General features: G+C 61.2%; 24 protein-coding genes. 12 read left to right on the forward strand and 12 right to left on the reverse strand.

The genetic code is table 11. The features are described from left to right. Nucleotides 1–44 precede the first annotated feature (44 nt). Nucleotides 45–827 carry a transporter substrate-binding domain-containing protein gene (locus BMY45_RS09490; protein WP_092396958.1) on the reverse strand — a complete coding sequence of 261 codons (783 nt, stop codon included), beginning with the start codon at nucleotides 825–827 and terminating at the stop codon, nucleotides 45–47. Between the two features lie 325 nt (nucleotides 828–1,152). Between BMY45_RS09490 and BMY45_RS09495 the strand changes: the two genes are divergently transcribed. After that, entirely contained in the window at nucleotides 1,153–3,063 is a 1,911-nt protein-coding gene (locus BMY45_RS09495; protein ID WP_092396960.1) for a hypothetical protein, read from the forward strand. A 36-nt stretch (nucleotides 3,064–3,099) separates the two neighbouring features. Here BMY45_RS09495 and BMY45_RS09500 read toward each other — a convergent pair whose 3' ends face one another. The 4 genes from BMY45_RS09500 to BMY45_RS09515 all read right to left on the reverse strand — a co-directional run bounded on the left by BMY45_RS09500 (nucleotide 3,100) and on the right by BMY45_RS09515 (nucleotide 9,456). Next, nucleotides 3,100–4,791 carry an ATP-dependent DNA ligase gene (locus BMY45_RS09500; protein WP_092396962.1) on the reverse strand — a complete coding sequence of 564 codons (1,692 nt, stop codon included), beginning with the start codon at nucleotides 4,789–4,791 and terminating at the stop codon, nucleotides 3,100–3,102. After that, nucleotides 4,788–5,813, reverse strand: coding sequence for a ligase-associated DNA damage response exonuclease (locus BMY45_RS09505; protein ID WP_092396964.1), 1,026 nt, complete (start codon nucleotides 5,811–5,813; stop codon nucleotides 4,788–4,790). The genes BMY45_RS09500 and BMY45_RS09505 overlap by 4 nt, the downstream gene beginning before the upstream one ends. A 266-nt stretch (nucleotides 5,814–6,079) precedes the next feature. Further along, entirely contained in the window at nucleotides 6,080–8,530 is a 2,451-nt protein-coding gene (locus BMY45_RS09510; protein WP_092396966.1) for a penicillin acylase family protein, read from the reverse strand. A 281-nt stretch (nucleotides 8,531–8,811) separates the two neighbouring features. Beyond that, complete coding sequence (locus BMY45_RS09515; RefSeq protein ID WP_092396968.1) at nucleotides 8,812–9,456, reverse strand: glutathione binding-like protein; 645 nt, start codon at nucleotides 9,454–9,456, stop codon at nucleotides 8,812–8,814. Nucleotides 9,457–9,596: 140 nt separating this feature from the next. Between BMY45_RS09515 and BMY45_RS09520 the strand changes: the two genes are divergently transcribed. Then, nucleotides 9,597–10,154: a cysteine hydrolase family protein gene (locus tag BMY45_RS09520; RefSeq protein WP_092397739.1), complete on the forward strand. Its 558-nt coding sequence runs from the start codon at nucleotides 9,597–9,599 to the stop codon at nucleotides 10,152–10,154. Between the two features lie 265 nt (nucleotides 10,155–10,419). Here the strand turns inward: BMY45_RS09520 and BMY45_RS09525 are convergent, their stop codons facing one another. The 4 genes from BMY45_RS09525 to BMY45_RS09540 all read right to left on the reverse strand — a co-directional run bounded on the left by BMY45_RS09525 (nucleotide 10,420) and on the right by BMY45_RS09540 (nucleotide 12,170). Further along, nucleotides 10,420–10,623 carry an SEC-C metal-binding domain-containing protein gene (locus BMY45_RS09525; protein WP_047228413.1) on the reverse strand — a complete coding sequence of 68 codons (204 nt, stop codon included), beginning with the start codon at nucleotides 10,621–10,623 and terminating at the stop codon, nucleotides 10,420–10,422. Between the two features lie 5 nt (nucleotides 10,624–10,628). Next, nucleotides 10,629–11,114, reverse strand: a complete 486-nt coding sequence (locus BMY45_RS09530) for an LEA/WHy family protein (RefSeq protein WP_092396970.1) — start codon at nucleotides 11,112–11,114, stop codon at nucleotides 10,629–10,631. Nucleotides 11,115–11,181: 67 nt separating this feature from the next. After that, nucleotides 11,182–11,658 carry a YchJ family protein gene (locus BMY45_RS09535; RefSeq protein WP_092396972.1) on the reverse strand — a complete coding sequence of 159 codons (477 nt, stop codon included), beginning with the start codon at nucleotides 11,656–11,658 and terminating at the stop codon, nucleotides 11,182–11,184. A gap of 14 nt (nucleotides 11,659–11,672) precedes the next feature. Further along, complete coding sequence (locus BMY45_RS09540; RefSeq protein WP_092396974.1) at nucleotides 11,673–12,170, reverse strand: DUF6231 family protein; 498 nt, start codon at nucleotides 12,168–12,170, stop codon at nucleotides 11,673–11,675. Nucleotides 12,171–12,363: 193 nt separating this feature from the next. Between BMY45_RS09540 and BMY45_RS09545 the strand changes: the two genes are divergently transcribed. The 4 genes from BMY45_RS09545 to BMY45_RS09560 all read left to right on the forward strand — a co-directional run bounded on the left by BMY45_RS09545 (nucleotide 12,364) and on the right by BMY45_RS09560 (nucleotide 15,044). Further along, complete coding sequence (locus tag BMY45_RS09545) at nucleotides 12,364–13,059, forward strand: PA1041 family peptidoglycan-binding anchor lipoprotein (RefSeq protein ID WP_092396976.1); 696 nt, start codon at nucleotides 12,364–12,366, stop codon at nucleotides 13,057–13,059. A gap of 90 nt (nucleotides 13,060–13,149) precedes the next feature. Then, nucleotides 13,150–13,875 (forward strand): PA1041 family peptidoglycan-binding anchor lipoprotein, encoded by a 726-nt coding sequence (locus BMY45_RS09550; protein ID WP_092396978.1) that lies wholly within the window; start codon nucleotides 13,150–13,152, stop codon nucleotides 13,873–13,875. Between the two features lie 145 nt (nucleotides 13,876–14,020). Beyond that, a complete protein-coding gene (locus BMY45_RS09555) occupies nucleotides 14,021–14,293 on the forward strand; it encodes a DUF1145 domain-containing protein (protein ID WP_047228407.1) in 273 nt (90 codons plus the stop codon). Then, complete coding sequence (locus BMY45_RS09560; RefSeq protein WP_092396980.1) at nucleotides 14,286–15,044, forward strand: hypothetical protein; 759 nt, start codon at nucleotides 14,286–14,288, stop codon at nucleotides 15,042–15,044. Before BMY45_RS09555 ends, BMY45_RS09560 begins: the two co-directional genes overlap by 8 nt. A 154-nt stretch (nucleotides 15,045–15,198) precedes the next feature. Here BMY45_RS09560 and BMY45_RS09565 read toward each other — a convergent pair whose 3' ends face one another. Further along, nucleotides 15,199–15,663, reverse strand: a complete 465-nt coding sequence (locus BMY45_RS09565) for a CopD family protein (RefSeq protein WP_092396982.1) — start codon at nucleotides 15,661–15,663, stop codon at nucleotides 15,199–15,201. A gap of 99 nt (nucleotides 15,664–15,762) precedes the next feature. On the opposite strand from BMY45_RS09565, the gene dinG reads away from it, so the two are divergent. From dinG to pdxH, 4 genes are all read left to right on the forward strand, one after another. Further along, the gene (dinG, locus tag BMY45_RS09570; RefSeq protein WP_047228404.1) at nucleotides 15,763–17,907 is read left to right on the forward strand and encodes an ATP-dependent DNA helicase DinG; all 2,145 of its coding nucleotides are present in this window, start codon (nucleotides 15,763–15,765) and stop codon (nucleotides 17,905–17,907) included. Between the two features lie 286 nt (nucleotides 17,908–18,193). After that, nucleotides 18,194–19,339 (forward strand): serine hydrolase domain-containing protein, encoded by a 1,146-nt coding sequence (locus tag BMY45_RS09575; protein WP_092396984.1) that lies wholly within the window; start codon nucleotides 18,194–18,196, stop codon nucleotides 19,337–19,339. A 119-nt stretch (nucleotides 19,340–19,458) separates the two neighbouring features. Continuing rightward, nucleotides 19,459–20,571: an OmpA family protein gene (locus tag BMY45_RS09580; RefSeq protein WP_092396986.1), complete on the forward strand. Its 1,113-nt coding sequence runs from the start codon at nucleotides 19,459–19,461 to the stop codon at nucleotides 20,569–20,571. A 24-nt stretch (nucleotides 20,572–20,595) separates the two neighbouring features. Beyond that, the gene (gene pdxH / locus BMY45_RS09585; protein ID WP_092396988.1) at nucleotides 20,596–21,243 is read left to right on the forward strand and encodes a pyridoxamine 5'-phosphate oxidase; all 648 of its coding nucleotides are present in this window, start codon (nucleotides 20,596–20,598) and stop codon (nucleotides 21,241–21,243) included. Here pdxH and BMY45_RS09590 read toward each other — a convergent pair. Then, entirely contained in the window at nucleotides 21,191–21,475 is a 285-nt protein-coding gene (locus BMY45_RS09590; protein WP_092396990.1) for a hypothetical protein, read from the reverse strand. The two genes, pdxH and BMY45_RS09590, sit on opposite strands and share 53 nt — an antisense overlap. Before the next feature lie 172 nt (nucleotides 21,476–21,647). Between BMY45_RS09590 and BMY45_RS09595 the strand changes: the two genes are divergently transcribed. Next, nucleotides 21,648–22,112, forward strand: a complete 465-nt coding sequence (locus BMY45_RS09595) for an outer membrane lipoprotein (protein WP_047228399.1) — start codon at nucleotides 21,648–21,650, stop codon at nucleotides 22,110–22,112. 1,078 nt (nucleotides 22,113–23,190) lie between these two features. Here BMY45_RS09595 and nhaA read toward each other — a convergent pair. Further along, on the reverse strand, nucleotides 23,191–24,381 hold the full coding sequence (gene nhaA, locus BMY45_RS09600) for a Na+/H+ antiporter NhaA (protein ID WP_092396992.1): 1,191 nt from the start codon (nucleotides 24,379–24,381) through the stop codon (nucleotides 23,191–23,193). A gap of 266 nt (nucleotides 24,382–24,647) precedes the next feature. Here nhaA and BMY45_RS09605 point away from each other — a divergent pair, with 266 nt between their 5' ends. Next, nucleotides 24,648–25,742, forward strand: a complete 1,095-nt coding sequence (locus BMY45_RS09605; RefSeq protein ID WP_092396994.1) for a PLP-dependent cysteine synthase family protein — start codon at nucleotides 24,648–24,650, stop codon at nucleotides 25,740–25,742. Nucleotides 25,743–25,889 lie beyond the last annotated feature (147 nt).

Here is a 25,889-nt window from a genome sequence, read left to right on the forward strand (position 1 = left end):
GGCAGAAAAAAAGCGCCCATCCGAGGCCGGATGGGCGCTGCGCATTATTTGCCGCTGTACAGATTCAGATCGCCAAAGTGTTTCTTCTGGATCTTGGCGTACGTGCCATCGTCGTGTAACGCTTTGATACCTTTATCCAAAAGTGCCTTCAGCTCTTTGTTACCTTTCATGATGCCGATGGCGGTCTTGGAAGGCAGCAGTTCGCTGTCCACGGGTTTGCTGACTTCATAGTCACCCCCTTTTGGCGATTTCAAGAAGCCCAGTTCGGCCTGCAGCATGTCCTGGATCGACGCATCGAGGCGGCCGGAGGTCAGGTCGGCATAAACCTGGTCCTGGTTCTGGTAGGCCTGGGTCTTGACCCCAGCCTTGTCCAGTACGGTTTTGGCATAGGTTTCCTGGATGGTGCCTTGCTCGTAACCGACGGTCTTGCCTTTGAGAGACGCGACATCTTCACTCAGGCCGGAACCCTTCTTGAACACATACGAGGTCGGGCCGGAGAACAGCTCGTTGGAGAAGTCGATGACTTTTTCTCGCGCCGGGGTCACGGTCATGGACGAGATCACGCCGTCGAACTTGTTGGCCTTCAGGCCCGGGATCATGCCGTCGAAATCGCTTTCGACCCAGCGGCACTTGACCTTCAATTCGTCGCAGATTGCATTGCCCAGGTCGATATCGAAACCTACCAGGCTACCGTCGGCGGCCTTGGATTCAAACGGGGCATAGGACGGGTCGACACCAAAACGCAGTTCCTTGTATTCCTTGGCCGTGGCGACGCCGGCGGCCATGCACAACGCCAGTGCAGAAAGGGTCAGCAGTGCTTTTTTCATTATTCAATCCCTAAAACCAATATGAGCGCTTGTGGCGCGTAAGTATTGTTACCGGTGAAGGCGAGAACGGTATGACGGCATAAAGGTAGCAATTTCCGAACCAGAGTGCCGAACAAGCGTTTTAAAAACTTTGGCGGCAGCCGACGGGACGTGATGGTGCGCGGGGAGGAACAGACCTCAAAAGGCGCACCAGAATGACGCGGACGCGATAGGCGCTGGGGGAGATTCACACTATTTTCCTCACGCCTGTTTCATAGCGGCTACTGTATAGGTCGATGATGGCAGTGCGCCAAGCGCCTAAGTTGAAGACTGTGGAAAGCACACGATGAAATGCATTGCTGTGATAGTCACGCTAGCGTTCAGCAGTCTGGCTCTGGCCGCACCCATGCGCTGGGGCGATGTTCGGGACGGCAGTCTCTATTTGCAGGCGGGGCGCGACGACACGTTGCACGTCAGTTGGGTACCGGCCTGGCAAGACGATGCTAATGAAGAACGTATTTACCTGCTGGACGGGCAGGGGCAGTTGCGCGACGAGCGTTTTATTTCCGCCAGCGAAGGTAGCGGCAAACAAGACTGGGCATTGCCCGCCAGCGCCGCCAGCTACCGCGTCGAAGTCCCGGGCTATAGCTTCAGGCGCTATCGCTTCGAGCACGACGACAAGACTGTCGCCCTGTTCGCGCCGACGAAAGTGCACTTCAGCGTTGAGACTCCCGCCAACGTCGAGTTGTATTTCAAGGTCCGCGGCGGCGAGCAGGCGATCTTGGCAGGCAAGTATTTCGGCGGCGTCAGGGCTCTGAATGCCGAGCGCCTGGGCGATGGCAAAAAAGTCGAACTGAGGCTCAAGCCCTACCAGGAGTATCCGAAGTTCGACCAGATAGCCTTACCCGTCAGCGATAAGGATCAAGATTGGCGCCTGCGCCTGCAAGGCAAAGGCAAAGCGGCTTTCTGGCTGGACGGTACCGCCAACCTGTTCGCCCAGCGTCCTCAGCACTTGCAGCCGCTGCGACAGGACAGCGGCCGTACCGAACTCGCCCTGCACCCCGAAATGCTGGGGCCCACGCCGCGCCTGGGCTTAGCCTTGCCCTACCTGCTTGCGCCGCCGGCAAGCTATGACGCTCTCGAGGCGCTCAAGCCCCGCGCGGGTAGCTTTTACAGCATTATCGACGTCATGGCCGCTGAGCCCCATTACGAAGATGCTTTCAGGCGTTTTTATCTGGAACGCGGTGGTATCGATACCAACGTCACCTTGCTCGCAGGCTCCGGGCGTAAGGCCGACCTGGAGGCCGACAGCCAGACCTTTGCCGGCCTGAACGCCTGGCTGGCGGCCACCGTGGCCCTGGGTAGCGGCAGGCACTACCTCTCGTTTGCCGACGAACCCAACTACAACTATCCGGATTATGCGACGTACAAGCGCTTCTTCGACGTCATGTATCGTCAGGTGCTCAACTACCCAGGGGCGCGGGAGGCCGGCGTGCGTATCGCCATGCCCGCCAGCTCGCGCTTCGTCAACGGACCGTTTATGCGACGAGGTGCCCAGCACCGTGGCATCGACTGGGCTCGGCGCATGCTCGAAGAATCGGCACCGAAAATCGATGCCTTGGCCTGGCACGAGTGGATGATTCGCGACCTGCTGGCTACGCGGGTCTATCGCGACTCCGTGCGCCGGGCCGCCGAAGTCGTCGGCCTGCAAGCCGATGGCCGGCCACGCAAGGCGTTGTTGCTGGACCAGACCAATATCTCCAGTGGCTCAAGCGTGAGCCCCTACGAACAGGAGACGCACTTCGCATCGCTCTGGTGGGCCTCGGTTGCGATCAACTCAGCCCAGGATGGTTTGCTCGACGTGCTCAATTGGTTTCCGGCCGCTGACGATCCGCATCACCTCAAAGGCATGATCCGCCTGACAGGTCCTGATCGCTTCGAGCTCAAACCGGTAGGCTTGGCGCAGCAATTCATCCAGTCGCACTGGCTCGATCAGGTTGTGCGTATGGACAACAGCGCGTTCGAGGTCGATGCCCTGGCGATGGCCCGCGGCAACGAACGCAGCGTGCTGGGCGTAAACAAGGGCGACCGTCTGCAACGGATCAGCCTGCAGGGCGCGGGCACTGCCTGCCCATCCCTCGTCCTTTTCGGTCCTGATAGCCGCCAGCGCGATGCCCCGGTCCAGTGCCGGGATGGACGCATCCGTTTTGAAGTGCCGAGTGAAAGTATTTTCGCCTTGACGTGGAGGGCGTCATGATCCGGGCCGACGCTGGCCCTGTTCGGAGCAGAGCGGTCACGCTTTCAACAGATCCTGAAGCGCCGCCAGCGTATCCGCCTCCTCGACGCTCTTGTCCTGGCGCCAGCGCAGCATCCGCGGGAAGCGCACAGCGATCCCGCTCTTGTGGCGCTTGGATAATGCAATGCCCTCGAAGCCCAGCTCAAAAACCAGGGTCGGCGTGACGCTGCTCACCGGGCCGAATTTCTCCACGGTGGTCTTGCGCACGATGCTGTCGACCTGACGCATTTGTTCATCGGTCAGCCCCGAATACGCCTTGGCGAACGGCACCAGTGTGCGTTCGCGGCTGCCCGGCGGGTTGTCCCAGACAGCAAAGGTGTAGTCGCTGTACAAGCTGGCGCGGCGGCCATGCCCGCGTTGCGCATAGATCAGGACCGCGTCGACACTGAACGGGTCGATTTTCCACTTCCACCACACCCCCATGTCCTTGGTCCGGCCAACGCCGTACAGTGCGTCGCGGGCCTTGAGCATCATGCCTTCGACGCCGAGGCTGCGGGATGCTTCGCGCTGCCGGGCGAGGTCGAACCAGTCATCGCCAGTGACGATCGGCGACGTCAGCAGCACCGCGCTGCGACAATCGGCAATCAGCGCCTCCAGCTGCTCGCGGCGCTCGGTCTGGGGACGACTGCGCCAGTCCGCGCCTTGCCATTCCAGCAGGTCGTAGGCCATCACCACCACGGGGGCGTCTTCGAGGACTTTCTTGCCCAGGGTTTTGCGGCCGATGCGTTGTTGCAGCAGGGCAAAGGGCTGCACCCTCGGTTCCAGCGGCGCATCCGGATCGAAGGCATCCGCGGTGGTTGGCGGCGCGGCTTTCCAGACCACGATTTCGCCGTCGATCACCGTGCCGTCGGGCAACGCCTGCGCCAGGCTGTGCAATTCGGGGAAACGCTCGGTGACCAGCTCTTCGCCCCGGGACCAGACCCACAAATGGCCATCGCGCTTGACCACCTGGGAACGGATTCCGTCCCACTTCCATTCCACCTGCCAGTCGCTGGCCGGCCCCAGCGTCGTGTCGAATTGCTCCACCGCTTGCGATAACGCGTGAGCCAGGAAGAACGGATAAGGCTGGCCGCCGCGCTGGGCGTGCTCATCCTCGGATTCGGCAGCGATGAGCTTGAGGTAGCCAGCAGCGGTCGGACGATGGGACAGGTCGGTATACCCCACCAGCCGCTGGGCGACCCGTTTGCTGTCCAGCCCGGCCATGGCGGCCAGCGCGCGGGTGACCAGCAACTTCGACACACCCACCCGGAAGCTGCCGGTGATGAGCTTGATGCACAGCATCAGGCTGGCTCGGTCGAGTTGCGCCCACAACGCCGGCAGCCGCAGCGCCAGCACCTCGGGCGATTCACCGCGCAGCGGCAGGAGTTTCTCTTCGATCCACAGCGCCAGGCCTTCGTCGGAGCGGTGAGGTGACTCCGGCAGCACCAGCGAGATGGTTTCAGCCAGATCGCCCACGGCCTGATAGCATTCTTCGAACAGCCACAGCGACAAGCCGGATATCTGCACCGCCAATTCCCTCAAGGTCTTGACCGGCACCAGTTGTCGCGGACGCCCTCCAGACAGGAAATACACGGCCCACGCGGCATCCTGGGGCGGGGCCTTGGTGAAGTAATCCTGCATGGCAGCGAGCTTGGCATTGCTGGAAGTGGTGGCGTCCAGTTCGGCATACAACTGGGCGAAGGCTTTCATAATGCGTCCTCGCCGGTGGCGCTGCCCAAGTCTTCTTCATCGTCACCGTATTCGGTGCTGAAGCCTTGGGCATCCAGGCCTTGCTCGCACAAATGGCGCACCAGTACGCCCACTGAGCCGTGGGTGACCATCACTCGCTCGGCGCCGGTCTGTTCGATGGCCCAGAGCAGGCCGGGCCAGTCGGCGTGGTCGGACAGCACAAAACCCCGATCCACGCCGCGCCGCCGACGGGTGCCCCGAAGGCGCATCCAGCCGCTGGCGAAGGCGTCGCTGTAGTCACCGAAACGGCGCATCCAGGTACTGCCACCGGCTGAAGGTGGGGCGATGATCAGCGCCTGGTTCATGATCGGGTCGTTCTTTTTGATATCGCCGGCATAGATCGTCGCTGGCAAACGGATCCCGGCTTCGCGGTAGACCCGGTTGAGGGGTTCTACCGCGCCATGGGCCAGGATCGGCCCCAGGCTCTCGTCGATTCCGTGGAGAATCCGCTGGGCCTTGCCAAAGGAATAGCAGAACAGCACGCTGGCCCGGCCGGCGGCAATGTTGCCGCGCCACCACTGATTGATTTCGTCGAAGACCTGCGCTTGTGGCTGCCAGCGATAGATCGGCAGCCCAAAGGTGGATTCGGTGATGAACGTATGACACCTCACCGGCTCGAACGGCGCGCAGGTGCCATCGGGTTCGACCTTGTAGTCCCCGGATGCCACCCAGACCTCGCCTTTGTATTCCAGGCGCACCTGGGCCGAACCCAGTACGTGGCCGGCAGGATGAAAACTCAAGGTCACCCCGTGGCGCAGCAAGCGCTCGCCGTAGGCCAGGGTTTGCAGGTTGATGTCCTGGCCCAGCCGCGACCGCAAAATGCCTTCGCCGGGGGCCGCTGCCAGGTAGTGTTGGTGGCCACCACGGGCGTGATCGCCGTGGGCGTGGGTGATGACCGAACGTTCCACCGGACGCCAGGGGTCAATGTAGAAATCTCCAGGCGGGCAGTACAGGCCTTCGGGGCGGGCAATGACAAGATCCATGCATTCACCGGGAAGATGGGCTTGTCTGGTAGAGGCGGGGGCGGGAAGAGAAGTTCTATCGGGTTTTGTTGCGCGCCAGCACCGAGAATCTTGGACTGCACGCTCTGACTGGGCAGCGCCCCTGTAGGAGCTGTCGAGTGTAACGAGGCTGCGATCTTTTGACCTTTCGCTCAGGACTCAATTGGAGCGGGTAAAGATCGCAGCCTCGTTGCACTCGACAGCTCCTACAGGGGGTGCTAGTGCCCTTGCCGTCGTAAACCCTGCGGTTATTTGCCAGGCACCAGGGTCAAGCGCGCCTTGCCATACGCCCGCTCAAAGTTCTGCGGCTGCAGTGGCAGGTTCTGATAGTGCCCCTTGATCCATGGATCAATGCCGTTGACGTAGTTCGGGCTGGCGGGGTTGCCGGACTGGCCGGTGCCGCCCTGAATCATCAACGGCTCGGGCTGGCCGAAGTCGACGATGAACCGCATGGCCGGCGCCAGGGTGGTGTTGAAATCCTTGCCCCAGGAGAATGCCGAGCTGTTGAGCGTGGAGGCATCGCCGCCAGCAGGCAGCGGGCCGCGCACGCTTTGGCCGCTGCTGTTCTTCCATTCGTAACGATGCAGCTTGCCCCACTGCCAGGCCTTGTGGTCACCGCCCAACAGGCTGTCGCCAGCCGTGATGGCTGCTGCCAGGCTGCGGGCCAGGATCACCGATTTGTCTTCCTTTTGCGGTGTGCGCACGTCGTCCCAGAACGGGCTGTCTTCGCGACCGAGCAAGTGATCGGCCTGGGCCGAGTAGGACAATTGGCCGTTGGCGAGCAGCGCTTTCCACGCCGGGCTGCTGTCCGGGCCAAGTTCGTCGAGGAAGATCTGCTGCATGCTTTCCTGCAGAAACAGTTCATAAATCGCCGCATCGGCGGAGCCTGGGCTGAGCCGGCCATCGAAAGCCATCAGTCGGGTATAGGCCTCGCGAGCCTTGGCCCGGTCCGCCACTGGCAGCGCGTCGATCGCCTGCTTGAGCGGTTGGGCCATGCCCGGGGCTTCGAAGACTTTCTTGAGCTTGGCGGCAAAGGTCGTGGTCTGGTCATATTGCATGGCAGTCAGGCTGCGGCTGTCGTGCTTGCCGGCCCCGGCCAGCTCGGCCATGCGCTCGCCGCGCTCCGGTGCGCCCCAGGAATTGGACAACTGCATGCCGTAGCCGTCGGGAATGACCCGCTGGTTGGCGGCGCCGAGCCAGCCCTGGGTCGGATCCTGATCGTAGGGGTGCAGCATCGGGTCGGCGTAGCCATCCCAATCGTAGCGACCTTCCCAACCGGGCGATGGCAACAGGCCTTCGCCTTCGCGGCGGTTCGGATAGCGCCCGGTAACTTGCCAGCCAATGTGGCTGGCGTCGGCAAAGATCATGTTCACCGCAATGGCGCGGATTTCACGGCTGGCATCAGAGGCTTTCTCGACATTTTGCGCTCGGGACAAGTCGAAGAACGCGTCCAGGGTTTTGTCGTCGCTAAAGCTCGGCGTCTGCAAGGCCAGGCCAAGACCGTTGGCCATGGCCGAGCCCTGGACGCTGTTGAGCAGCGGGCCGTGGCGGGTCTCATACACGGCTTCGCGAATCGGCCGCTGGCCTTTGATGAAGTAGGTCTCGTTGCGGACCATAACCGGTTGCCATTTGCCGTTGACCTCGTAGGACAGACCATTGCCCTGGCGTCGGATTTTTTCCAAGAACAGGTCCTGGTTGTCGCCCAACACGCTGCTCATGCTCCAGGCCACTTTGCCGTTGAACCCCGCCAGAATCATCGGGATGCCCGCCACGGAAACCCCGGCTGCCTGATACTTGGGCGCACGAATCTGTACGGGAACCCACAGTGACGGCACGCTCAATGGGCCATGGCTGTCGCTGGCCAGCAGACTCTTGCCGTTGCGGCTGCGATGCGGGGCGATGGCCCAGTTGCTGGAGGACGCAATATTCAGCAAGTTCAGCTCGGACAACTGAGCGCTGGCCTTGCTGATCTCGTTCAGGCCCGGAACCTGGCCATTGAGCCGGACGCCCTGGAGCTTTTCGGCCTCAGCCATGGGCAGTTGTTCGTCCGGGTAGGACGGGCTCAGCCAAGCCAGTTTGTCGTTGCTCACGGTCTGGGCCAGCACCAAGGCGGCGATTTCTTCCGGCAGGTTGGCCGACTGGCTGAAATTGAGCAGGCAAAACAGCAGCGCCGAATCTTGTGGTTTCCAGTATTCGGGTTTGTAGCCGGTGGCGGCCAGGTCCGGCGGCAACTTGTCGCGATAGCGGAACAGATAGGCGTTGACGCCGCGGGCATAGACTTCGAAGAAGCGTTTGAGCCGCGGCGAGGAGGCTTTGTACAACTCGTCGGCGCTTTTCTTCAGGTTGACCGCACGCATGTAGCGATCGACGTCCAGTCGTTCGGCGCCGGACATTTCTGCCAGACGACCCTGAGCCAGCAGGCGCATGGTCACCATCTGGCTGATGCGGTCGCTGGCATGGACGTAGCCGAGACTGAACAGGGCGTCATGGAAATTGTTGCTCTCGATCAGCGGCATACCCATGGCATTGCGTCGAACCGAAACGTTCTGCGCCAGCCCCTTGAGCGGTTGTACGCCGGACGTCGGAGGAACAGTGTCCTGGGCGTTCCAGGTCTGGCAACCGCTCAGACCGAGCACACTGGCCACTGCGGCGGCAACGCCGAGCCGGGGGAAGGAAAAAATAGAGGCTGGCGAGGCCATGGCAAAGCTCCTGCGGGAGGGGGGACACCGATAAAGGCGCTACGTTAGTGAGCAGGAGGAGGGCGCGCAAGCGGGGGCGGGAGTTATTTGTTGGTTGGGCGATGAAAGCCTGCACATCAACGATGTTCACGCTTTTGTGGCGAGGGGATTTATCCCCGCTGGGCTGCGGAGCAGCCCCCTGCGTCCCGCCGGACATTGCGCGGTGCAGGGATACGGGGCCGCTTCGCGCCCCAAGCGGGGATAAATCCCCTCGCCACAGGGTGTTAGGTGTTTCAGAAGGGTTAGGCTTTAGGCGGGTTGACCTTGTCCACCAGGGCATAGGCCTTGGCGGTGGCCGGGCGCTCCTGGATGCGATTGAACCAGCGCTGCACGTTCGGGAAGTCTTCCAGCCGCTGGCTTTGCCATTGGTGTGAAACGGTCCACGGATAAATCGCCATATCGGCGATGCTGTACGCGTTGCCCGCCACGAATTCACGGTCCGCCAGGCGGCGATCCAGCACACCGTACAGACGAGCGGTTTCGTCGACATAGCGCTTGATCGCGTAGGGGATTTTTTCCGGGGCGAACCGGCTGAAGTGATGATTCTGCCCGGCCATCGGCCCCAGGCCGCCCATCTGCCAGAACAGCCACTGCAACACTTCTTGCCGTCCGCGCAAATTCTCTGGAATGAACTGGCCGGTTTTTTCCGCCAGGTACAGCAGGATCGCGCCCGACTCGAACAGCGAAATCGGCTCGCCGCCATCGGCGGGTTCGTGGTCGATGATGGCCGGAATGCGGTTGTTGGGGGCGATCTTCAGGAAGTCGGGTTTGAACTGCTCGGCCTGGCCGATGTTGATCGGGTGCACCTTGTAGGGCATGCCGGCTTCTTCGAGGAACAACGAGATTTTGTGGCCGTTGGGCGTGGTCCAGTAATACAGGTCGATCATGGAGGGCTCCAGATAAGACAGCGTGATGGATGGACAACAAATGACGGCGGGAGGTCGTCCTGATTGCCGAAAGGCTTGCCTGTAGGAAGAGGTGATGCTCAAGTGTGGAAAATTCAATGATCGAGCACGAGAAAACCGGCATGGAGTTACAGAAAAACGCAGCGTTGATTCTTATCGATCAACAAAAAGGCATCCTTCACCCCAGACTAGGCCCTCGCAACAACCCCAATGCGGAGCTGCGCATGCTCGAGTTGCTCGATTTCTGGCGACAATCGGCACGGCCGGTGATTCATGTCCACCACCTGTCCCGCTCGCCGGACTCAGTGTTCTGGCCCGGGCAATCGGGAGTGGAGGTTCAGGAACGGTTCGAGCCATTGGCCGGGGAAAGGCTGGTTCAAAAGCAGGTGCCAGATGCGTTCTGCGGCACATGCCTGGAGGCGGACCTGCATGAAGCAGGGATTGGACAATTGGTGATCGTGGGCGTGGCGACGAACAACTCGGTGGAGTCCACGGCGCGTACGGCCGGCAATCTGGGATTCGACACCTGGGTGGCCGAAGACGCGTGTTTTACCTTCGACAAGGCTGATTATTTTGGTAATGCCCATTCGGCTGGCGAGGTGCATGCCATGTCGCTGGGCAACTTGCATGGCGAGTATGCGACGGTGGTCAGCGTGAAGCACATCCTCGAGGCCGATTGATTAACCGTGGGAGCAACTGTCTTGGAGGGTTTATTTAGCCTTCGATTTCCCGGCCACCCAAACTTCTTCTGTGGGAGCAAAGCTTGCTCGCGATAGCGGTGGGTCAGCTTGCATCAATTTTGAATGTGCCTCGGTCATCGCGAGCAAGCTTTGCTCCCACAGCGGTCTTGTGGTGGTTCCGGTTTCCCTGCACCCCAAATCCCTGTGGGAGCGAGCTTGCTCGCGAGGACGATTCAACAGGCGAAGATAATCTTCGCCCTGGCCATCAAGCCCCGTGGCACTTCTTGAATTTCTTGCCATTGCCGCATGGGCAAGGGTCGTTGCGGCCGACATCCTTGAGGGTGTTGCGCACCGGTTCCTGGTGGGCGTGGCCACAGTTCGGGCCATGGACATGCCCGTGATCATGATCGTGGTGATGGTCATGATCGTGGTTGCAATCAGGGCCATGAACGTGGGGTTGCTGGGTCATCGGGGTTACTCCGCAATAAAATCGGCGGCGATTATCACGCCATTGCGCCTCAGGTGCACGTAGTGAGCGATGAATAAACCGGTTTCCAGCTCACCTTCCAGGCGGTAGGGGATCTGCTGGCGAGGTTTTTCGAGCATTTTCACCAGCTTGCGCACTTGCGGCCACAGATTGGTGCGGATCGGAACCCTGAAGTAGCGGCTATGCCCGGGACGCACCGTGAACCAGTGCTCATGCTCGCCTTCGGTCAGCAACAGGTCGCCCAGATGAATGCGGTAGGTTATGCCGCGCACGGTCAAATCGCTGTCGTCGGGGTTGTCCACACGAAAGTGCAGCATGAACTTCTGCTCCACCAGCCGGGCCCGCACCACCTCGACCTTGGTCAGATGCACCTGCGGTTCAGGGGCCTCATCACCTCGCCAGGACGCACAACTGCCGAGCCCGACGAACAGCAGCAGGCAAGTGATGCGCAGCAGATGTGATGAAAGGGTCATGTCCGTGCCTCTGGTTTATCCCAGTCTAGCCTGCTGGCGTGCGCAGCAGCGTCGGACGATTGCGATATCAGCGATTAAAGTAGCCTGCGCAGCACTTCTTGAATTTGTGTCCACTGCCGCACGGGCAGTTGTCGTTGCGTCCGGTCTTCACTGGCACCGTCGGGTCGATGAAGTACCAGCGTGCGCCGTTCTGTACGAAGGATGACTGTTCGCGGTGGCTGTGTTCCCCTTGGCCGTCGTGCCAGCGTGCGGTGAAGGTGACAAAGGCGTGTTCGGGTTGGCCACCGAAGACTTCGCTGCTTTCCACCTCCAGTCCCAGCCAGGTGCTTTTGGCGCTCCACTCGCTGATGGATTGGCGATCCAGGCCGTCCTGCTGAGCAGGCAAGGTTGTGGCCACCAGATAGTCCACCAGTCCCAGCACGTAGGCGCTGTAACGCGAGCGCATCAAGGCCTCGGCGCAGGGCGCCGGGTGGCCATCGTGGTAATGGCCGCAGCAGGCGTCCAGTGGGTTGCCACTGCCGCAGGGGCAAATGGTTGTGTGCATGCTTGTGTTCACGGCTACCACCAGTATTTTCCAAAGTTTTCCGGGTTGGCCCAAAAGCGTGAGTTGAGCCAGTCAGGGACTTGTTTGTATTCAAGCAGATCGTAGGTAAACAGGGTCAGCACCTGCTCCTCGCGCTGGAATCGCTCGCTGGCCTGCAGGGCCAGGGAAAAGAAATCTGTTTCTTGCCAGCCGCAGGCATTGAGGTCCGCCAGCACAGCGATACGGCTGGCGTTGAGATTGCGGATGCCACCCAACAGGTTCAGACCGTCGCGTTTGGGTAAATGCTCCAGACAATCAAGGGCCAGGGCCAGGTCAAAACGCCGCGCCGCCACGTCCGCCGGAAGGGCGCCAGGGGCGGCGTGGACCACTTCAGTATCTGGATGCGCCTGTTGGAACGCTTCAAGGGCAGGGAAGCTGCTGGCACCGATCAACAGCAGTTTTTGCGGGGCATAACGGTCCAGCACGGCAGCCAGGGCTTGCTGGGGCGTACGGGAAGAAATGGCAACGGTCATCGAAGTTCCTCAGTCAGAGCCGCCACGATAGCCTGCGCGGACCCCATGGCCTAGAGCGGTTTGTGCTTAAACGTATCGATCTACGGCAAATAGGGGGCAAAAACCTCGATAGCGTGATGCTGGCGCGGATGCGGAGTCGGGTCTTTACTCCCCTGAATCGGCGCAAAGCCGATCCCTCAAGGAGAAAACCCCAATGAGCATAGTTCGCACAGCGTTACCCTTGGTTCTGCTGACCGGTGTGTTGACTGGTTGCGCAGGTTTGCAGAAAACCGACTGGCCGACCTGCGCGGCGGTCGGCGGCGTGACGGGCGCTGGATTGGGCGCCATCGAAAGCACCTCCTGGGCCGGCGGCGGTGCATTGTTTGTCGGCACCATGGCAGCGGCTTACTGCTGGGTGCATGGCGACGGCGATGAGGATGGCGATGGCGTGCCGGACAGCCGCGACAAATGCCCGGGCACGCCTAAGGGCGTGCAAGTCGATGCCGACGGCTGCCCGCCACCGGCACCGGCGCCGATGGTTGAAGAAGTCGTGGTGGTCGAGGAAGAAACCATTGTGATCCGTGACGTGCATTTCGAATTCGACAAGGCCACGCTGACCGCGGCAGACAAGGAGGTCCTGAGCACGATTGCAACCCGACTGAAACAGGAAACGTCCACCGCGCAACTGCGCGTCACTGGTCACACCGACAGCGTTGGCAGCGATGCCTATAACCAGCGCCTGTCTGATAAGCGGGCCAACTCGGTGGTGCAATACCTGGTCGAGAGCGGCGTGCCCCGTGCCAGCTTCGTTTCGGTGGAGGGGGCCGGTGAGAGCCAGCCGGTGGCGGACAACAGCACCGCCGATGGTCGGGCCATGAACCGCCGCACGGAGATCAAAATAAATCGCTGAAGCCCCCGTCAGCCGCGGCTTGTACAGTCGCGGATGCGGGTCTTTACTCCTGTGTGACCGGTATGGGCCGGTAACACAGGAGCATTCACCATGAACGTGCTACTCAGGGCCGCCTTACCGGTAATGCTGGCGGGCAGTCTATTGTCAGGTTGTGCCACTCACAGCGATGGCGGCGCACCGCTCAATCAACGCACCTGGCCAGTCTGTAGCTTGATCGGCGGTCTGGTTGGCGGCGGCCTGGGGGCCCTCGAAAGCAGCGGCTGGGCGGCGGGTGGCGCTGCGCTGGGGCTGCTGACCGGTGGCCTGATCTGCTACGCCCAGGATGGCGACGAGGACGATGACGGCGTGTTCGACCGCCGTGACCGTTGTCCCGACACGCCGGCCAATACCCCGGTTGAACATCACGGCTGCCCGTTGCCGCAATACCCGGCCAGCGCACCGCCGGTTGAACCTCAGGCACCGGCCACTGAAGTGATCACCCTCAACGATGCCGGCAAGGTGCTGTTTGACTTCGACAAATCCGATCTCACTCAAGACGCGCGAAGCCAACTCGATGGGCTGATGAGCAAATTGAGTCATGCCAATGTCGCCAGTATCCGCGTGGTGGGGCACACCGACAGCGTAGGCACTGATGTCTACAACCAGGGGCTGTCCGAGCGCCGAGCAAGCAGCGTGGCGGAATATCTGCTCACCCAGGGGCTTTCACCGGACAAACTCACCAGCGAGGGCAAGGGTGAAAGCGAGCCGGTGGCCGACAACGAGACCGATGAGGGGCGAGCGCAGAACCGTCGGGTCGAGCTGCATATCCAGCGCTGAGCCGCGTGCCAGAGCCGTTGGGTCGCCACAGGGGCGACCCGGCGAGTCGAGGTTTGTGTCAGATTAAATTTGCCCTGGCCTCTGGCTTATTCTGCGCGCAAGCCGTTACTGTGCGTGCAAAGAATAATACCTACCGGGGGGATGTATGAAGCTGTTGTGGGCGCTGGGGCGCTTGTTGACCCTGCTGTTCTGGCTGGTGGTGCTGGTCAACCTGGTCATGCCGTTCGTTCATCCGCTGCATCTGCTGGTCAATTTCGGCGCAGCGATGTTGCTGGCGATCCATTTGCTGGAACTGGTGTTGTTTCGAGCCAGCCTGCGCGGTCGGCCCGCTTCAGGCCGTGATCGCCTGCGAGTGCTGCTGTTCGGCATCTTCCACCTGCAAACCCTCCCGATCGCCGCCGAGGCTTCCCATGCGTAAATTGTGTCTGCTTGTCGCACTCGTGTGTCCCTGGGCCAGTGCCCAAGTGATCCAGGTTGAAAGCCATTCCTTGATGCGCCTGCCCAATACCACCAGCGCCCTGACACTGGAGCGGCTGGAGGTGGCCGATTACGGCACGTTGCTGGTGCCTGCCAACGTCACTGAGTTGTCCATTGGCCAGTTGCACCTGGGGCGCGAAGCGCGGATCGCCATCGTGCCCGCGCAACAGGCACTGCAGATAAAAGTTGCCGAGGGGGAACTGGCCGACGGCAGTCAGATCACGGCTCGGGGCGCGCCCGGAACCTATACCAAAGCGGCACGACCGGGGCGTGATCTCAATCTGCGCTTCAATGCCTTGAATGCGCCGTTGTTGTCGGTGGATGCCCGCGGTGGAACCGGTGCGCCAGGTTACGTGGGCCTCGACGGCGCCAACGGCCAGGCGCCGGGTTGTACGTGGGGAGCAGCCGGTCGCGGTGCCGACGGCAGCAATGGCAGTGATGGCCAGCCGGGTGCGGCCGGTGCGCAGGTGCGTCTGGAACTGCCCCGTGACTATCCAGCCGAGCAGATCAAGGTAACGGTGGAGGGGGGCGCGGGCGGCGCCGCCGGCCCCGGAGGTAAACCCGGCGCTGGCGGCAAGGCCAAGGGGTGTTTCGTCTATACCGCCGACGGTGGCAAAAGCGGTCGCCCGGGTGCCGATGGCCAGCCAGGACCAGCCGGAGCAGCGGGGGCGGTGACGGTGCAGCGGTTCTGAAGCATCGATCTGCGAATACCCTGTAGGAGCTGCCGAAGGCTCGGGCCGCGTTCGGACGATCTTTTGATCTTGATCTGTGAGGCGTTTGCTCACGATTCAATTGTCTGGGGAAAGATCGCAGCCTCGTTGCACTCGACAGCTCCTACAGGGCGCGTCAGAACATCGGTCGCGCGGCGCCAATCGCCACCACCAGCAACCCGATCAACAGATTGATCCCCACCAATTGCCGGATTTTCCCCAGCACCGCCGCGCCAGTCGGCCAGTCCTGGGCTGCTACGGCGTTGCGCAGTGCTGGCAACTGCAACCCCTGGATGCGAATAAACAACGCCGTCATCACCACATACAAGCCCATCATGATCTGCACATAACGTGGCGCGGTTTCAAAGCCGGCGAAGCGCATGTGGATCAGGCCCACACCGCTGATCGGCAAAAGCACCACCGCCACCCAGACCCAAACGAAAAAACGCTGAAACACTTCTACCCATAACTTGAGTCGGGCCGGGCCCTCAAGGGCCGCAATTGCGGCGGGGCGCAGGATCATCCAAGCGAAGAACATGCCGCCGACCCAGATCAGGGCCGCCAGTAAATGCAGGGTGTAGACGAGGGCAAAGGGTGTCATTGAGTTACTCCGTTCTGCGCAGGATTCATTAGCGGGGTATGATAGCCGCCGATCCGAACCACTGAAAATTTATCCAGCGTTTTTAGCGCCCGACCATTCATGATCAGCACCGAACTCAAAACCACGATCCAGGGCGCCTATTCGCGTTTTCTCGAAGCCAAGAGCCTCAAACCGCGATATGGCCAGCGCCTGATGATTGCCGAAGTGGCAAAAGTCCTGGGTGACATCGACACCGACGACGAAGGCCGGCGCAGTGGCGAGCCTGCCGTCGTGGCGGTGGAGGCCGGCACCGGCACCGGCAAGACCGTGGCCTACAGCCTGGCGGCAATCCCCACCGCCAAGGCCGCCGGCAAACGCCTGGTGATCGCCACGGCCACGATTGCCTTGCAGGAGCAGATCGTTTTCAAGGACCTGCCTGACCTTATGCGCAACAGCGGGCTGAATTTCAGCTTCGCCCTGGCCAAGGGCCGTGGGCGCTACATGTGCCTGTCCAAGCTCGACATGTTGCTCCAGGAAGGCCAGGCGCAGACCGCCACGGCCCAGTTGTTCGAAGAAGAAGGCTTCAAGATCGAAGTCGATGAGGCCAGTCAGAAGCTGTTTACCAGCATGATCGAAAAACTGGCCGGCAATAAATGGGACGGCGACCGCGACAGCTGGTCCACCGCCCTGGAAGACGCCGACTGGTCACGCCTGACGACCGATCATAGCCAGTGCACCAACCGTCATTGCCCGAACTTCGGCCAGTGCGCCTTCTACAAGGCCCGCGAAGGCATGGGCAAGGTCGACGTCATTGTCACCAACCACGACATGGTCCTGGCCGACCTGGCCCTGGGCGGTGGCGCGGTGCTGCCGGATCCGCGTGACACGATCTATGTGTTCGACGAAGGTCACCACCTGCCGGACAAGGCTATCGGCCATTTTGCCCATTACACCCGGTTGCGCTCTACCGCTGACTGGCTGGAAACCACCGCCAAGAACCTCACCAAGCTGTTGGCGCAACACCCGCTGCCGGGCGACCTGGGCAAGTTCATCGAGCAGGTGCCCGAGCTGGCGCGTGAGATCAAGACGAACCAGCAGTTCATGTTCAGTGCCTGCGAGCAAGTGGCGGATTTCAAGCCCGGCGAAGATGTCGAGGGTCGTGATCGACCTCGTCATCGCTTTGTCGGCGGCGTCATTCCCGAGCACATGCGCGAGATGGGCATCGAGCTCAAGAAAGGCTTCGCCCGCCTGACCGACCTGTTCACCCGTCTGACCGACCTGCTCAAGGAAGGCATGGATGGCGAGGTCAATATCGGTATTGCCAGCAACCAGGCCGAGGAGTGGTACCCGCTGTTCGGCAGTCTGCTGTCCCGCTCCCAGGGCAACTGGGAGTTGTGGACCGCGTTCACCACTGAAGACCCGGAAGACAACCCGCCGATGGCGCGCTGGTTGACCCTGGCCGAAAGCGGCTCGCTGTTCGACATCGAGGTCAATGCCAGCCCGATCCTGGCGGCGGAAATGCTGCGTCGCAACCTGTGGAATGTGGCCTACGGCGCGCTGGTGACTTCCGCCACGCTGACTGCCCTGGGCACGTTCGACCGTTTCCGCATGCGCGCCGGCCTGCCGAAAAAAGCCGTGACCGCCGTGGTTCCGAGCCCCTTCCATCATGCCGACGCCGGCGTGCTGCGGGTCCCGGACCTCAAGGCCGATCCGCGGGATGCCGCCGCCCACACGGCGGCGATCATTCGCGACCTGCCGGAACTGGTGGAAGGCTCACGGGGGACCCTGGTGCTGTTTTCCTCGCGCAAGCAGATGCAGGATGTATTCGACGGCCTCGACCGCGACTGGCGCAAGCAAGTGTTTATCCAAGGCAACCTGTCCAAGCAGGAAACCCTGAACAAGCACAAGGCGCGGGTCGACGGCGGGGATTCCAGCGTGCTGTTCGGCCTGGCGAGTTTTGCCGAAGGCGTGGATTTGCCCGGTGCCTACTGTGAGCACGTGGTGATCGCCAAGATCCCGTTTTCGGTTCCGGACGACCCGGTGGAAGCCGCGTTGGCCGAATGGATCGAAGCCCGCGGCGGTAACCCGTTCATGGAAATTTCCGTGCCGGACGCCTCGCTGAAACTGGTCCAGGCCTGTGGTCGATTGCTGCGCACCGAAGAAGACCGCGGCACCATCACCTTGCTCGACCGCCGACTGGTGACCCAGCGCTACGGCAAGGCGATCCTCAACGCCCTGCCGCCGTTCCGCCGGGAGATTTCCTGATACGTGCAATGACTTGCTGTGGCGAGGGACCGCTGGGCCTGTAGGAGCTGGCGAAGCCTGCGATCTTTTGATCTTGATCTTTCGCTTGCGACTCAACTGTCTGGGACAAGATCGCAGCCTCGTTGCACTCGACAGCTCCTACAGGTGCAGCCGAGCGGGAGCAAGCTCCCTCGCCACAAAGGCCAGTGCCAGTCCGGTCAGCCGTCTCCCAGCAGTTCCCAAAAACCTCAATGGCTGAAACAATACAGGCCACTTCAAAAAAGTGTTTGTTTCAAGGGAGTTGCGGGTGCAGATTCAAGGCCATTATGAGCTTCAATTCGAGGCGGTGCGTGAAGCCTTCGCGGCGCTGTTCGACGATCCTCAGGCGCGCGGCGCGGCGTTGTGCATTCAGGTCGGCGGCCGCACGGTCATCGATCTGTGGGCCGGCACGGCCGACAAGGATGGCAGTGAAGCCTGGCACAGCGACACCATCGCCAACCTGTTTTCCTGCACCAAAACGTTCACCGCCGTTACCGCCCTGCAACTGGTGGCCGAAGGCAAGCTGCAGTTGGATGCCCCTGTCGCCCGTTATTGGCCCGAGTTCGCGGCAGCCGGCAAGCAAGCCGTCACGCTCCGTCAGTTGCTTTGCCACCAGGCCGGGTTGCCGGCGTTACGTGAACTGCTGGCGCCCGAAGCACTTTATAACTGGCAGACCATGGTCGATGCATTGGCCGCTGAAACGCCCTGGTGGACGCCGGGAGAGGGTCACGGCTACGCGGCGATCACTTACGGCTGGCTGGTCGGCGAACTGCTGCGCAGGGCTGACGGTCGTGGGCCGGGGGCATCCATCGTGGCCCGGATTGCCAAGCCGTTGGGTCTGGATTTCCACGTCGGCCTGGCTGATGACGAGTTTCATCGCGTGGCCCACATCGCTCGCGGCAAAGGCAATGTGGGCGATGCGGCGGCCCAGCGCCTTTTACAAGTGACGATGCGCGAACCCACGGCCATGACGACCCGGGCCTTCACTAACCCGCCCTCGATCATGACCAGCACCAATAAGCCGGAGTGGCGGCGCATGGAGCAACCGGCGGCCAACGGCCATGGTAACGCCCGCAGCCTGGCCGGGTTCTATGCCGGTCTACTGGACGGCAGCCTGCTGGAGGGCGAAATGCTCGACGAACTGACTCGCCAGCACAGCTTCGGCGAGGACAAGACCTTGTTGACCCAGACCCGTTTCGGCCTGGGTTGCATGCTCGATCAGCCGGATGTGCCGAACGCGACCTATGGCCTCGGCCCTCGGGCATTCGGTCATCCTGGGGCAGGGGGCTCCATCGGTTTTGCCGACCCGGAGCACGATGTGGCTTTTGGCTTTGTGACAAACACCCTCGGGCCATACGTTTTGATGGATCCGCGGGCGCAGAACCTTGCGCGGGTACTTGCCACTTGTCTATAAAACGTTAGCGAAGGCGGCGGGCACAGGAACCTCGTGTTCCTTTCAGTTTCCAACCGTCTGTTTATGCGGCCCGAACATGGCCTTTTGTTTTTTCATTTACATCATTTTGTGGATATCCAATGTCATCGAATAAAACCCTCGCTCTGGCGCTGTGCTTCGCTATCACCGGTTGCGCACAAAACCCACAAAATGATGCCGAGGGCGGCAGTGGCTGGTGGCCGTTCGGCGCCTCCGACAAGGTCGCGGCCAAAGAACCGACGTCAACGGCGCCGCTGAAACCGGCTGCTGTCGCGCCACAAGCCAAGACCGAGGGTGCCTCTCACTGGTGGTGGCCGTTCTCTTCCGATGACGCCACCGACGGCGTCGCCAAAAAAGTCGACACCAAACCTGAAGTCAAGACGCCGGTTACCGTCGCCAAGGCCGAAGCTGAAAGCAACGGCAAGTGGTGGTGGCCATTCGGCGGCAACGATCAGGAAACCGCCAAGGCGGTACCGATGCCGGATCCGAAAGTCACGCAGGCCTGGCTCGACGACTACGAGCCGAAATTGCGCACGGCCATCAAGGACAGCAAGCTCGAACTTGAACGCCGCGACGACGTGCTGGTGGTCACCGCGCCGGTGGACGGCTCTTTCAACCCGGACCGTCCGGCCATGCTGCTGCCGGTGAGCCTCGGCCCGTTCACCCGCGTGGCGAAAATTCTGGAAGCTGATCCGAAAACTGCCGTGCTGATCCTCGGCCACGCCGACACGTCGGGCGCTGCGCCGGTCAACCTGAAGCTCAGCCAGGAACGCGCCCAATCCGTGGCGGCGATTTTCCGTCTCAGCGGCTTGCAGCGTGATCGCCTGATGCTGCGTGGCATGGGTTCGGTTGCGCCCCGTGCCGCCAATGACAGCGTTGAAGGTCGCGCTTTGAATCGTCGTGTCGAACTGCTGGTCACGCCGCAAAACACCATGGTTGCGCTGCTGAGCAAGTACAACATGCCGGCGCCGGCGCCAGTAAGGTTGGTGGCGGTCCAGGACGTGAAACCTGCGGCTTTGGCGCCAGCGCCTGCGCCAGCGGCTAACAAATCCAAGGCTGTTGCCACCAAAAAATCTCCAGTCAAAAAGGCCGCCGCCAAGGCTCCTGCCAAAAAAGCCCCGGCCAAGAAAGCGACGGTGGCGAAGAAGCCGCAACCGACCAAAGCCGCTACCGATGCCAAGAAAGTCGCGGCCGCCGATGCATCCAAGCAGTGATGGGCTAATTACAAGGAGCGCGCCATGACCCAGACGCTGGCTGATATGCGCCGCGACTACACCCGCGATGGCCTGACCGAGGCGCAGGCCCCGGCGGAGCCGTTCGCGCTGTTCCACCAATGGTTCGCCGACGCGGTGAAAACCGAACAGGCGCCGGTGGAGGCCAACGCCATGACTTTGGCGACCGTGGATGCCGATGGGCGCCCGCATTGCCGGATCCTGCTGCTCAAGGGGCTCGATGCCCAAGGCTTCACATTCTTCACCAACTACGACAGTGCGAAGGGTCAGCAACTGGCCACGAACCCGTTCGCGGCCATGACTTTTTTCTGGCCGACGCTGGAGCGTCAGGTGCGTATCGAGGGCAAGGTGCTGAAGGTCACGGCGCAAGAGTCGGACGCCTATTACCAGGTGCGGCCATTGGGCAGTCGCCTCGGCGCCTGGGCTTCACCTCAAAGCCGGGTGATTGCCGGTCGGGGTGAGCTGGAAGACTTGCTCAAGGCCACCGAACAACGCTTCAGTGACAGCCAGCCTCACTGCCCGGAGCATTGGGGCGGCTATCGTCTGCTGCCCGAGCGTATCGAGTTCTGGCAAGGGCGGGCGAGCCGTCTGCATGATCGCCTCAACTATCGCCTGCAAGAGGCGAACTGGGTCCGCGAGCGTCTGGCGCCTTAACCTGGGGATAGCCCGCGGCGGCGGCCTGAAGCCATTGCGGCAGGTCGCGCCGCTTGATGCCTTGCTGTTGGGCGTCGGCCAATTGTTGCAGCATGTAAGCTTTTTTCAGCTCATCCTGCCCCGCCAATGACAGTGCCAGATCGCGGTCCATCCAGCGCTTGATCCGCACGTACAGCCACCAATGAAAGTACAAACCGGCTACGGTGGTAGCGGCTATGATGAAGTAATCCATGAGAAACCCTCAGGTCAGTGACGCGGATAGCGGAAATTGGCGCTACTGTTTGGGTGAATTTTTCGGGCGAGTCTGTATCCCACCTGAATGAAAACAATTTTATCCCGGCGAAGCCGTGACAGGCGTCAAGCTGCGGAGTTTAATGAATACCTGTCTTTTGGAGTTTGATGCTATGCGTAAGTCTGTTTTGCTGGTTGCTTCCTTTTCCACGATGGCGATGTTGCTCACTGGCTGTCAGTCGAGCCTGACCGGTGACTCCTATTCCCGTGACGAAGCGCGTCGCGTGCAGACGATTCGCATGGGGACCATTGAAGCCTTGCGTCCGGTCAAGATCGAAGGCACCAAGACCCCGATCGGCGGCGCGGCGGGTGCGGTGGTAGGTGGTGTGGGTGGCAGCGCCATCGGTGGTGGCCGTGGCAGTATCGTTGCTGCCGTGATCGGCGCCGTGGCCGGCGGCCTGATCGGCTCCGCGACCGAAGAAGGCCTGACCCGTACCCAGGGTGTGGAAATCACCGTTCGCGAAGACGACGGCAGCATGCGCGCCTATGTGCAGCAGGTTCAGGAAAACGAAGTGTTCCGTGTGGGTGAGCGGGTTCGTATTTCTACTGTGGATGGTACGAGTCGCGTATCGCACTAAGCTGGAATCGCTAAGAGAAAACTGCGCTTTTTCCTGAACGGGGAGGCGCGGTTTTTTTATGGCTTCGTTTTGGGGGGCGGTGTGTATATCCGTTTGTTCGGTGACGGCCACTGGCGGTTCCGCCCTTACGGCGGGTCACTTTTGGAAGAGCCGGGTGCCGGACCAGCCAAAAGTAACCAAAAACGCTTTGCCCCACCACTCGGCACCTCGCCTAGGCTCGGTGTGCCCTCACTCCGGCATTGCTCCGTGGGCCCGCCGCGAAGGGCCATCCATGGCCCAGCGCGGCTATCCCGGCATCCTGCCGGGATGCCCACTCCACAATGCCTGCGTTCAGCCTGCGTGGTTAACGGGGCGTCCGAGATCAACGTCCACCGCGAGGCGGCCTTATAGCCGGCCTGATTCTTGGTGGGACCGCGTTTCTCCTGTGGGAGCGGGCTTGCTCACGCAAGCGGTATCACAGTCGATGAAGATGTTGGGTATGTTGGCCTTTTCGCGAACAAGCCCGCTCCCTCAGTGGTTCTGTGTTGGATATAAATTTGTGCTCACTGAAAGGTCGAATGTGGGAGCGAGCCTGCTCGCGATGACGGCAGTCCATTCAATCGCTATGTAACTGAACTATCGCAAGGCTGAAAAGGCGGCTACACAGTTGACGAAGATGTTGCATGTGTCGACCTCTTCACGAGCAGGCTCGCTCCCACAGGAAAAACGCGATCATCAAAAAAAACAGGTCGGCTATAAGGCCGCCTCGCGGTGGACGTTGATCTCGGACGCCCCGTTAACCACGCTGGCTGAACGCAGGCGTTGTGGAGTGGGCAACCCGGCATGGATGCCGGGTTAGCCGCGCTGGGCCATGGATGGCCCTTCGCGGCGGCCCACGGAGCAATGCCTTCGTTCAGGCATGCCGAGCCTAAGCGAGGCACCGAGTGGTGGGGCAGAAGCGTTTTGGTTACTTTTGCGCTGTTCAAAAGTGACCCGCCGTAAGGGCGGAACCGCCAGTGGCCGTCACCGAAGAAACGGATATACACACCAATATACACACCAATAAATACACAACAAACATCACCACGATCAGGTGATTTTAGTTGGCTTTAAATGCAGTCTGCTTACGACTAGCCGCCGCCGTCACCGCGTAACCCAGCAACGCCGCCAGCAGCGAGCCGGTGAGAATCCCCATCCGGTCCATGCCGGCGTATTCGCTGGCGCCGGGCACGAAGGCCAGGGACCCGACAAACAGGCTCATGGTGAAACCGATACCGCACAGGATGGCCACACCCAGTATCTGGCCCCAATTGGCATTGGCAGGCAGACTGGCGATGCCGATCTTGACCGCCAGCCAGGTCAGGCCGAAGACGCCCACGGTCTTGCCCAGCAACAGGCCGACGGCGATGCCCATTGGCACATGATGGGTGAAGCTCTCGAGGGTGACGCCACTCAGTGACAGGCCGGCGTTGGCGAAGGCGAACAGAGGCAGGATGCCGTAGGCCACCCAGGGGTGCAGGGCGTGTTCCAGGGTCAGCAGTGGTGAGGTCTCGGCGTTTTTTGTGCGCAGCGGAATGCAGAACGCCAGGGTCACCCCGGCGAGGGTGGCATGGACGCCGCTCTTGAGCACGCAGACCCAGAGAATCAGGCCGACGATCATGTAAGGGCCGAGCTTGACGGCGCCCATCCGGTTCATCGCCACCAGCGCAGCGATACAGGCGGCGGCAAGCGCCAGTGACAAGGTGGACAATGTGCCGGAGTAGAAGACGGCAATGATGACAATGGCACCCAGGTCGTCGATGATCGCCAGGGTCATCAGGAACAATTTGAGCGACACTGGCACTCGCTTGCCCAGCAAGGCCAGCACGCCGAGGGCGAAAGCAATGTCCGTGGCTGTAGGGATCGCCCAGCCTGCGAGGGCGCCCGGGTTGTCACGATTGAGGAACCAGTAGATCAGCGCCGGCACCACCATACCGCCAATCGCCGCGGCACCCGGCAAGACGATTTGCGAGGGATTCGACAGCTGTCCGTCGAGTATCTCGCGTTTGACTTCCAGGCCGATCAGCAGGAAGAACAGGGCCATCAGGCCGTCATTGATCCACAGCAGCGCCGGCTTGGCGATTTTCAGCGCTCCGATCTGGGCCACCACGGGGGCGTCCAGAAAGTCCGTATAGAGCCAGGACAGCGGTGAGTTATTGAGTATCAGTGCCAGGACGGCGGCGGCAATCAAAAGCAGGCCGCCAGCGGCTTCCAACTGAAGAAAACGTGCCAAAGTGCTACGGATAGCCAAGGTAGCTCTCCCTATCAAATCAAAAAGATGGCCCACCCTAACCCGTACTGTTAGTAGTTAAAACAAAAGTTATATTCTTTTTTGTTATATGTCGTTACAGCACATGGGCTGCACTCGGTGGGCAGTGACAGGCCATATTGGACCTTAGCTGTACCTGTGCGCGATGTCGGTTTTTTCCTAAGCTTGCGCCTGGTTTTTCCGAGACAAATCGTGCCTGCCTGAACGTCAGGTTACCCCGCGTCGCATCGATCCAGTGAGAAGACACCATGAATGACCACCGCCAGTGGGCGCGTGAAGCGATCCGTATTATCGAAGCTGACTTCCAGCGCAGCGCCGACACCCATTTGATTCCACTGGCGCTGCCAGGGCTGCCGGGTATCGAGTTGTACTTCAAGGATGAATCCAGCCACCCCACCGGCAGCCTCAAGCATCGACTCGCCCGCTCGCTGTTCCTCTACGCGTTGTGTAACGGCTGGCTCAAGCCTGGAGCACCGGTGATCGAGGCTTCAAGTGGATCGACGGCCATTTCCGAGGCTTACTTCGCGAGGCTTTTGGGCTTGCCCTTTATTGCGGTGATGCCGGCGACCACGTCCAGGGAAAAAATCGCACAGATCGCCTTCTATGGTGGCCAGAGTCACCTGGTGGACGATCCTACGCAGATCTACGCCGAGTCCGAGCGTTTGGCCCGTGAGCATGATGGCCACTTCATCGACCAGTTCACCTACGCCGAGCGCGCCACTGACTGGCGTGCCAATAACAACATTGCCGAATCGATCTTCCAGCAGATGCGTTTCGAGCGGCATCCGGAGCCGAGCTGGCTGATTTCCAGCCCCGGCACCGGCGGCACCACCGCGACCCTGGGCCGTTACGTACGCTACCGCCAGCACTGTACCCGTGTGCTGTGTGCCGACGCCGAGCGTTCGGTGTTCTTCGACTACTACCGCAGCGGCGATGCGAGCCTGCGCCTGGATTGCGGTTCGCGGATCGAAGGTATCGGCCGGCCACGGGTCGAAGCGTCGTTTTTGCCCAAGGTGATCGATGCGATGGTCAAAGTGCCGGATGCCTTGTCGCTGGCGGCCATGCACTATCTGGCCCAGCGATTGGGCCGACGGGTCGGCGGATCCAGCGGCACTAACCTGATCGGTGCGCTGATCGCCGCCTGGCAGATGGTGGAAGCCGGGGAGACGGGCTCGATCGTGGCAATCTTGTGTGATGGGGGAGAGCGCTATGCCACGACCTACTACGATCCGGCGTGGCTCAAGGCCCAGGGCTACGAGTTGAGTGGGTTGATGGATGCTGTGGCGGCGAGTGTCGAGCGGGGTGAGGTGCTGCCGGAAAGTGTGCTTCGAGCCAATATCTGAACACTGGAAAACACTGAGATCCCTTGTGGGAGCGGGCTTGTGTGGGAGCTGGGCTTGCCCGCGATACCATCACCTCGGTTCACCTGATAGACCGAGTTGCCTGCATCGCGGGCAAGCCCAGCTCCCACAAAGCTTCTCCCACAGTGG

The organism is Pseudomonas sp. NFACC39-1 (assembly GCF_900110355.1).
GTDB classification, from domain to species: Bacteria; Pseudomonadota; Gammaproteobacteria; order Pseudomonadales; family Pseudomonadaceae; genus Aquipseudomonas; species Aquipseudomonas tehranensis.

Bases quoted from the DNA above. Each gene is read 5' to 3' on its own strand.
- BMY45_RS09490 (WP_092396958.1), bottom strand. From the start codon at position 827: ATGAAAAAAGCACTGCTGACCCTTTCTGCACTGGCGTTGTGCATGGCC.
- BMY45_RS09495 (WP_092396960.1), top strand. From the start codon at position 1,153: ATGAAATGCATTGCTGTGATAGTCACGCTAGCGTTCAGCAGTCTGGCT.
- BMY45_RS09500 (WP_092396962.1), bottom strand. From the start codon at position 4,791: ATGAAAGCCTTCGCCCAGTTGTATGCCGAACTGGACGCCACCACTTCC.
- BMY45_RS09505 (WP_092396964.1), bottom strand. From the start codon at position 5,813: ATGGATCTTGTCATTGCCCGCCCCGAAGGCCTGTACTGCCCGCCTGGA.
- BMY45_RS09510 (WP_092396966.1), bottom strand. From the start codon at position 8,530: ATGGCCTCGCCAGCCTCTATTTTTTCCTTCCCCCGGCTCGGCGTTGCC.
- BMY45_RS09515 (WP_092396968.1), bottom strand. From the start codon at position 9,456: ATGATCGACCTGTATTACTGGACCACGCCCAACGGCCACAAAATCTCG.
- BMY45_RS09520 (WP_092397739.1), top strand. From the start codon at position 9,597: ATGGAGTTACAGAAAAACGCAGCGTTGATTCTTATCGATCAACAAAAA.
- BMY45_RS09525 (WP_047228413.1), bottom strand. From the start codon at position 10,623: ATGACCCAGCAACCCCACGTTCATGGCCCTGATTGCAACCACGATCAT.
- BMY45_RS09530 (WP_092396970.1), bottom strand. From the start codon at position 11,114: ATGACCCTTTCATCACATCTGCTGCGCATCACTTGCCTGCTGCTGTTC.
- BMY45_RS09535 (WP_092396972.1), bottom strand. From the start codon at position 11,658: ATGCACACAACCATTTGCCCCTGCGGCAGTGGCAACCCACTGGACGCC.
- BMY45_RS09540 (WP_092396974.1), bottom strand. From the start codon at position 12,170: ATGACCGTTGCCATTTCTTCCCGTACGCCCCAGCAAGCCCTGGCTGCC.
- BMY45_RS09545 (WP_092396976.1), top strand. From the start codon at position 12,364: ATGAGCATAGTTCGCACAGCGTTACCCTTGGTTCTGCTGACCGGTGTG.
- BMY45_RS09550 (WP_092396978.1), top strand. From the start codon at position 13,150: ATGAACGTGCTACTCAGGGCCGCCTTACCGGTAATGCTGGCGGGCAGT.
- BMY45_RS09555 (WP_047228407.1), top strand. From the start codon at position 14,021: ATGAAGCTGTTGTGGGCGCTGGGGCGCTTGTTGACCCTGCTGTTCTGG.
- BMY45_RS09560 (WP_092396980.1), top strand. From the start codon at position 14,286: ATGCGTAAATTGTGTCTGCTTGTCGCACTCGTGTGTCCCTGGGCCAGT.
- BMY45_RS09565 (WP_092396982.1), bottom strand. From the start codon at position 15,663: ATGACACCCTTTGCCCTCGTCTACACCCTGCATTTACTGGCGGCCCTG.
- dinG (WP_047228404.1), top strand. From the start codon at position 15,763: ATGATCAGCACCGAACTCAAAACCACGATCCAGGGCGCCTATTCGCGT.
- BMY45_RS09580 (WP_092396986.1), top strand. From the start codon at position 19,459: ATGTCATCGAATAAAACCCTCGCTCTGGCGCTGTGCTTCGCTATCACC.
- pdxH (WP_092396988.1), top strand. From the start codon at position 20,596: ATGACCCAGACGCTGGCTGATATGCGCCGCGACTACACCCGCGATGGC.
- BMY45_RS09590 (WP_092396990.1), bottom strand. From the start codon at position 21,475: ATGGATTACTTCATCATAGCCGCTACCACCGTAGCCGGTTTGTACTTT.
- BMY45_RS09595 (WP_047228399.1), top strand. From the start codon at position 21,648: ATGCGTAAGTCTGTTTTGCTGGTTGCTTCCTTTTCCACGATGGCGATG.
- BMY45_RS09605 (WP_092396994.1), top strand. From the start codon at position 24,648: ATGAATGACCACCGCCAGTGGGCGCGTGAAGCGATCCGTATTATCGAA.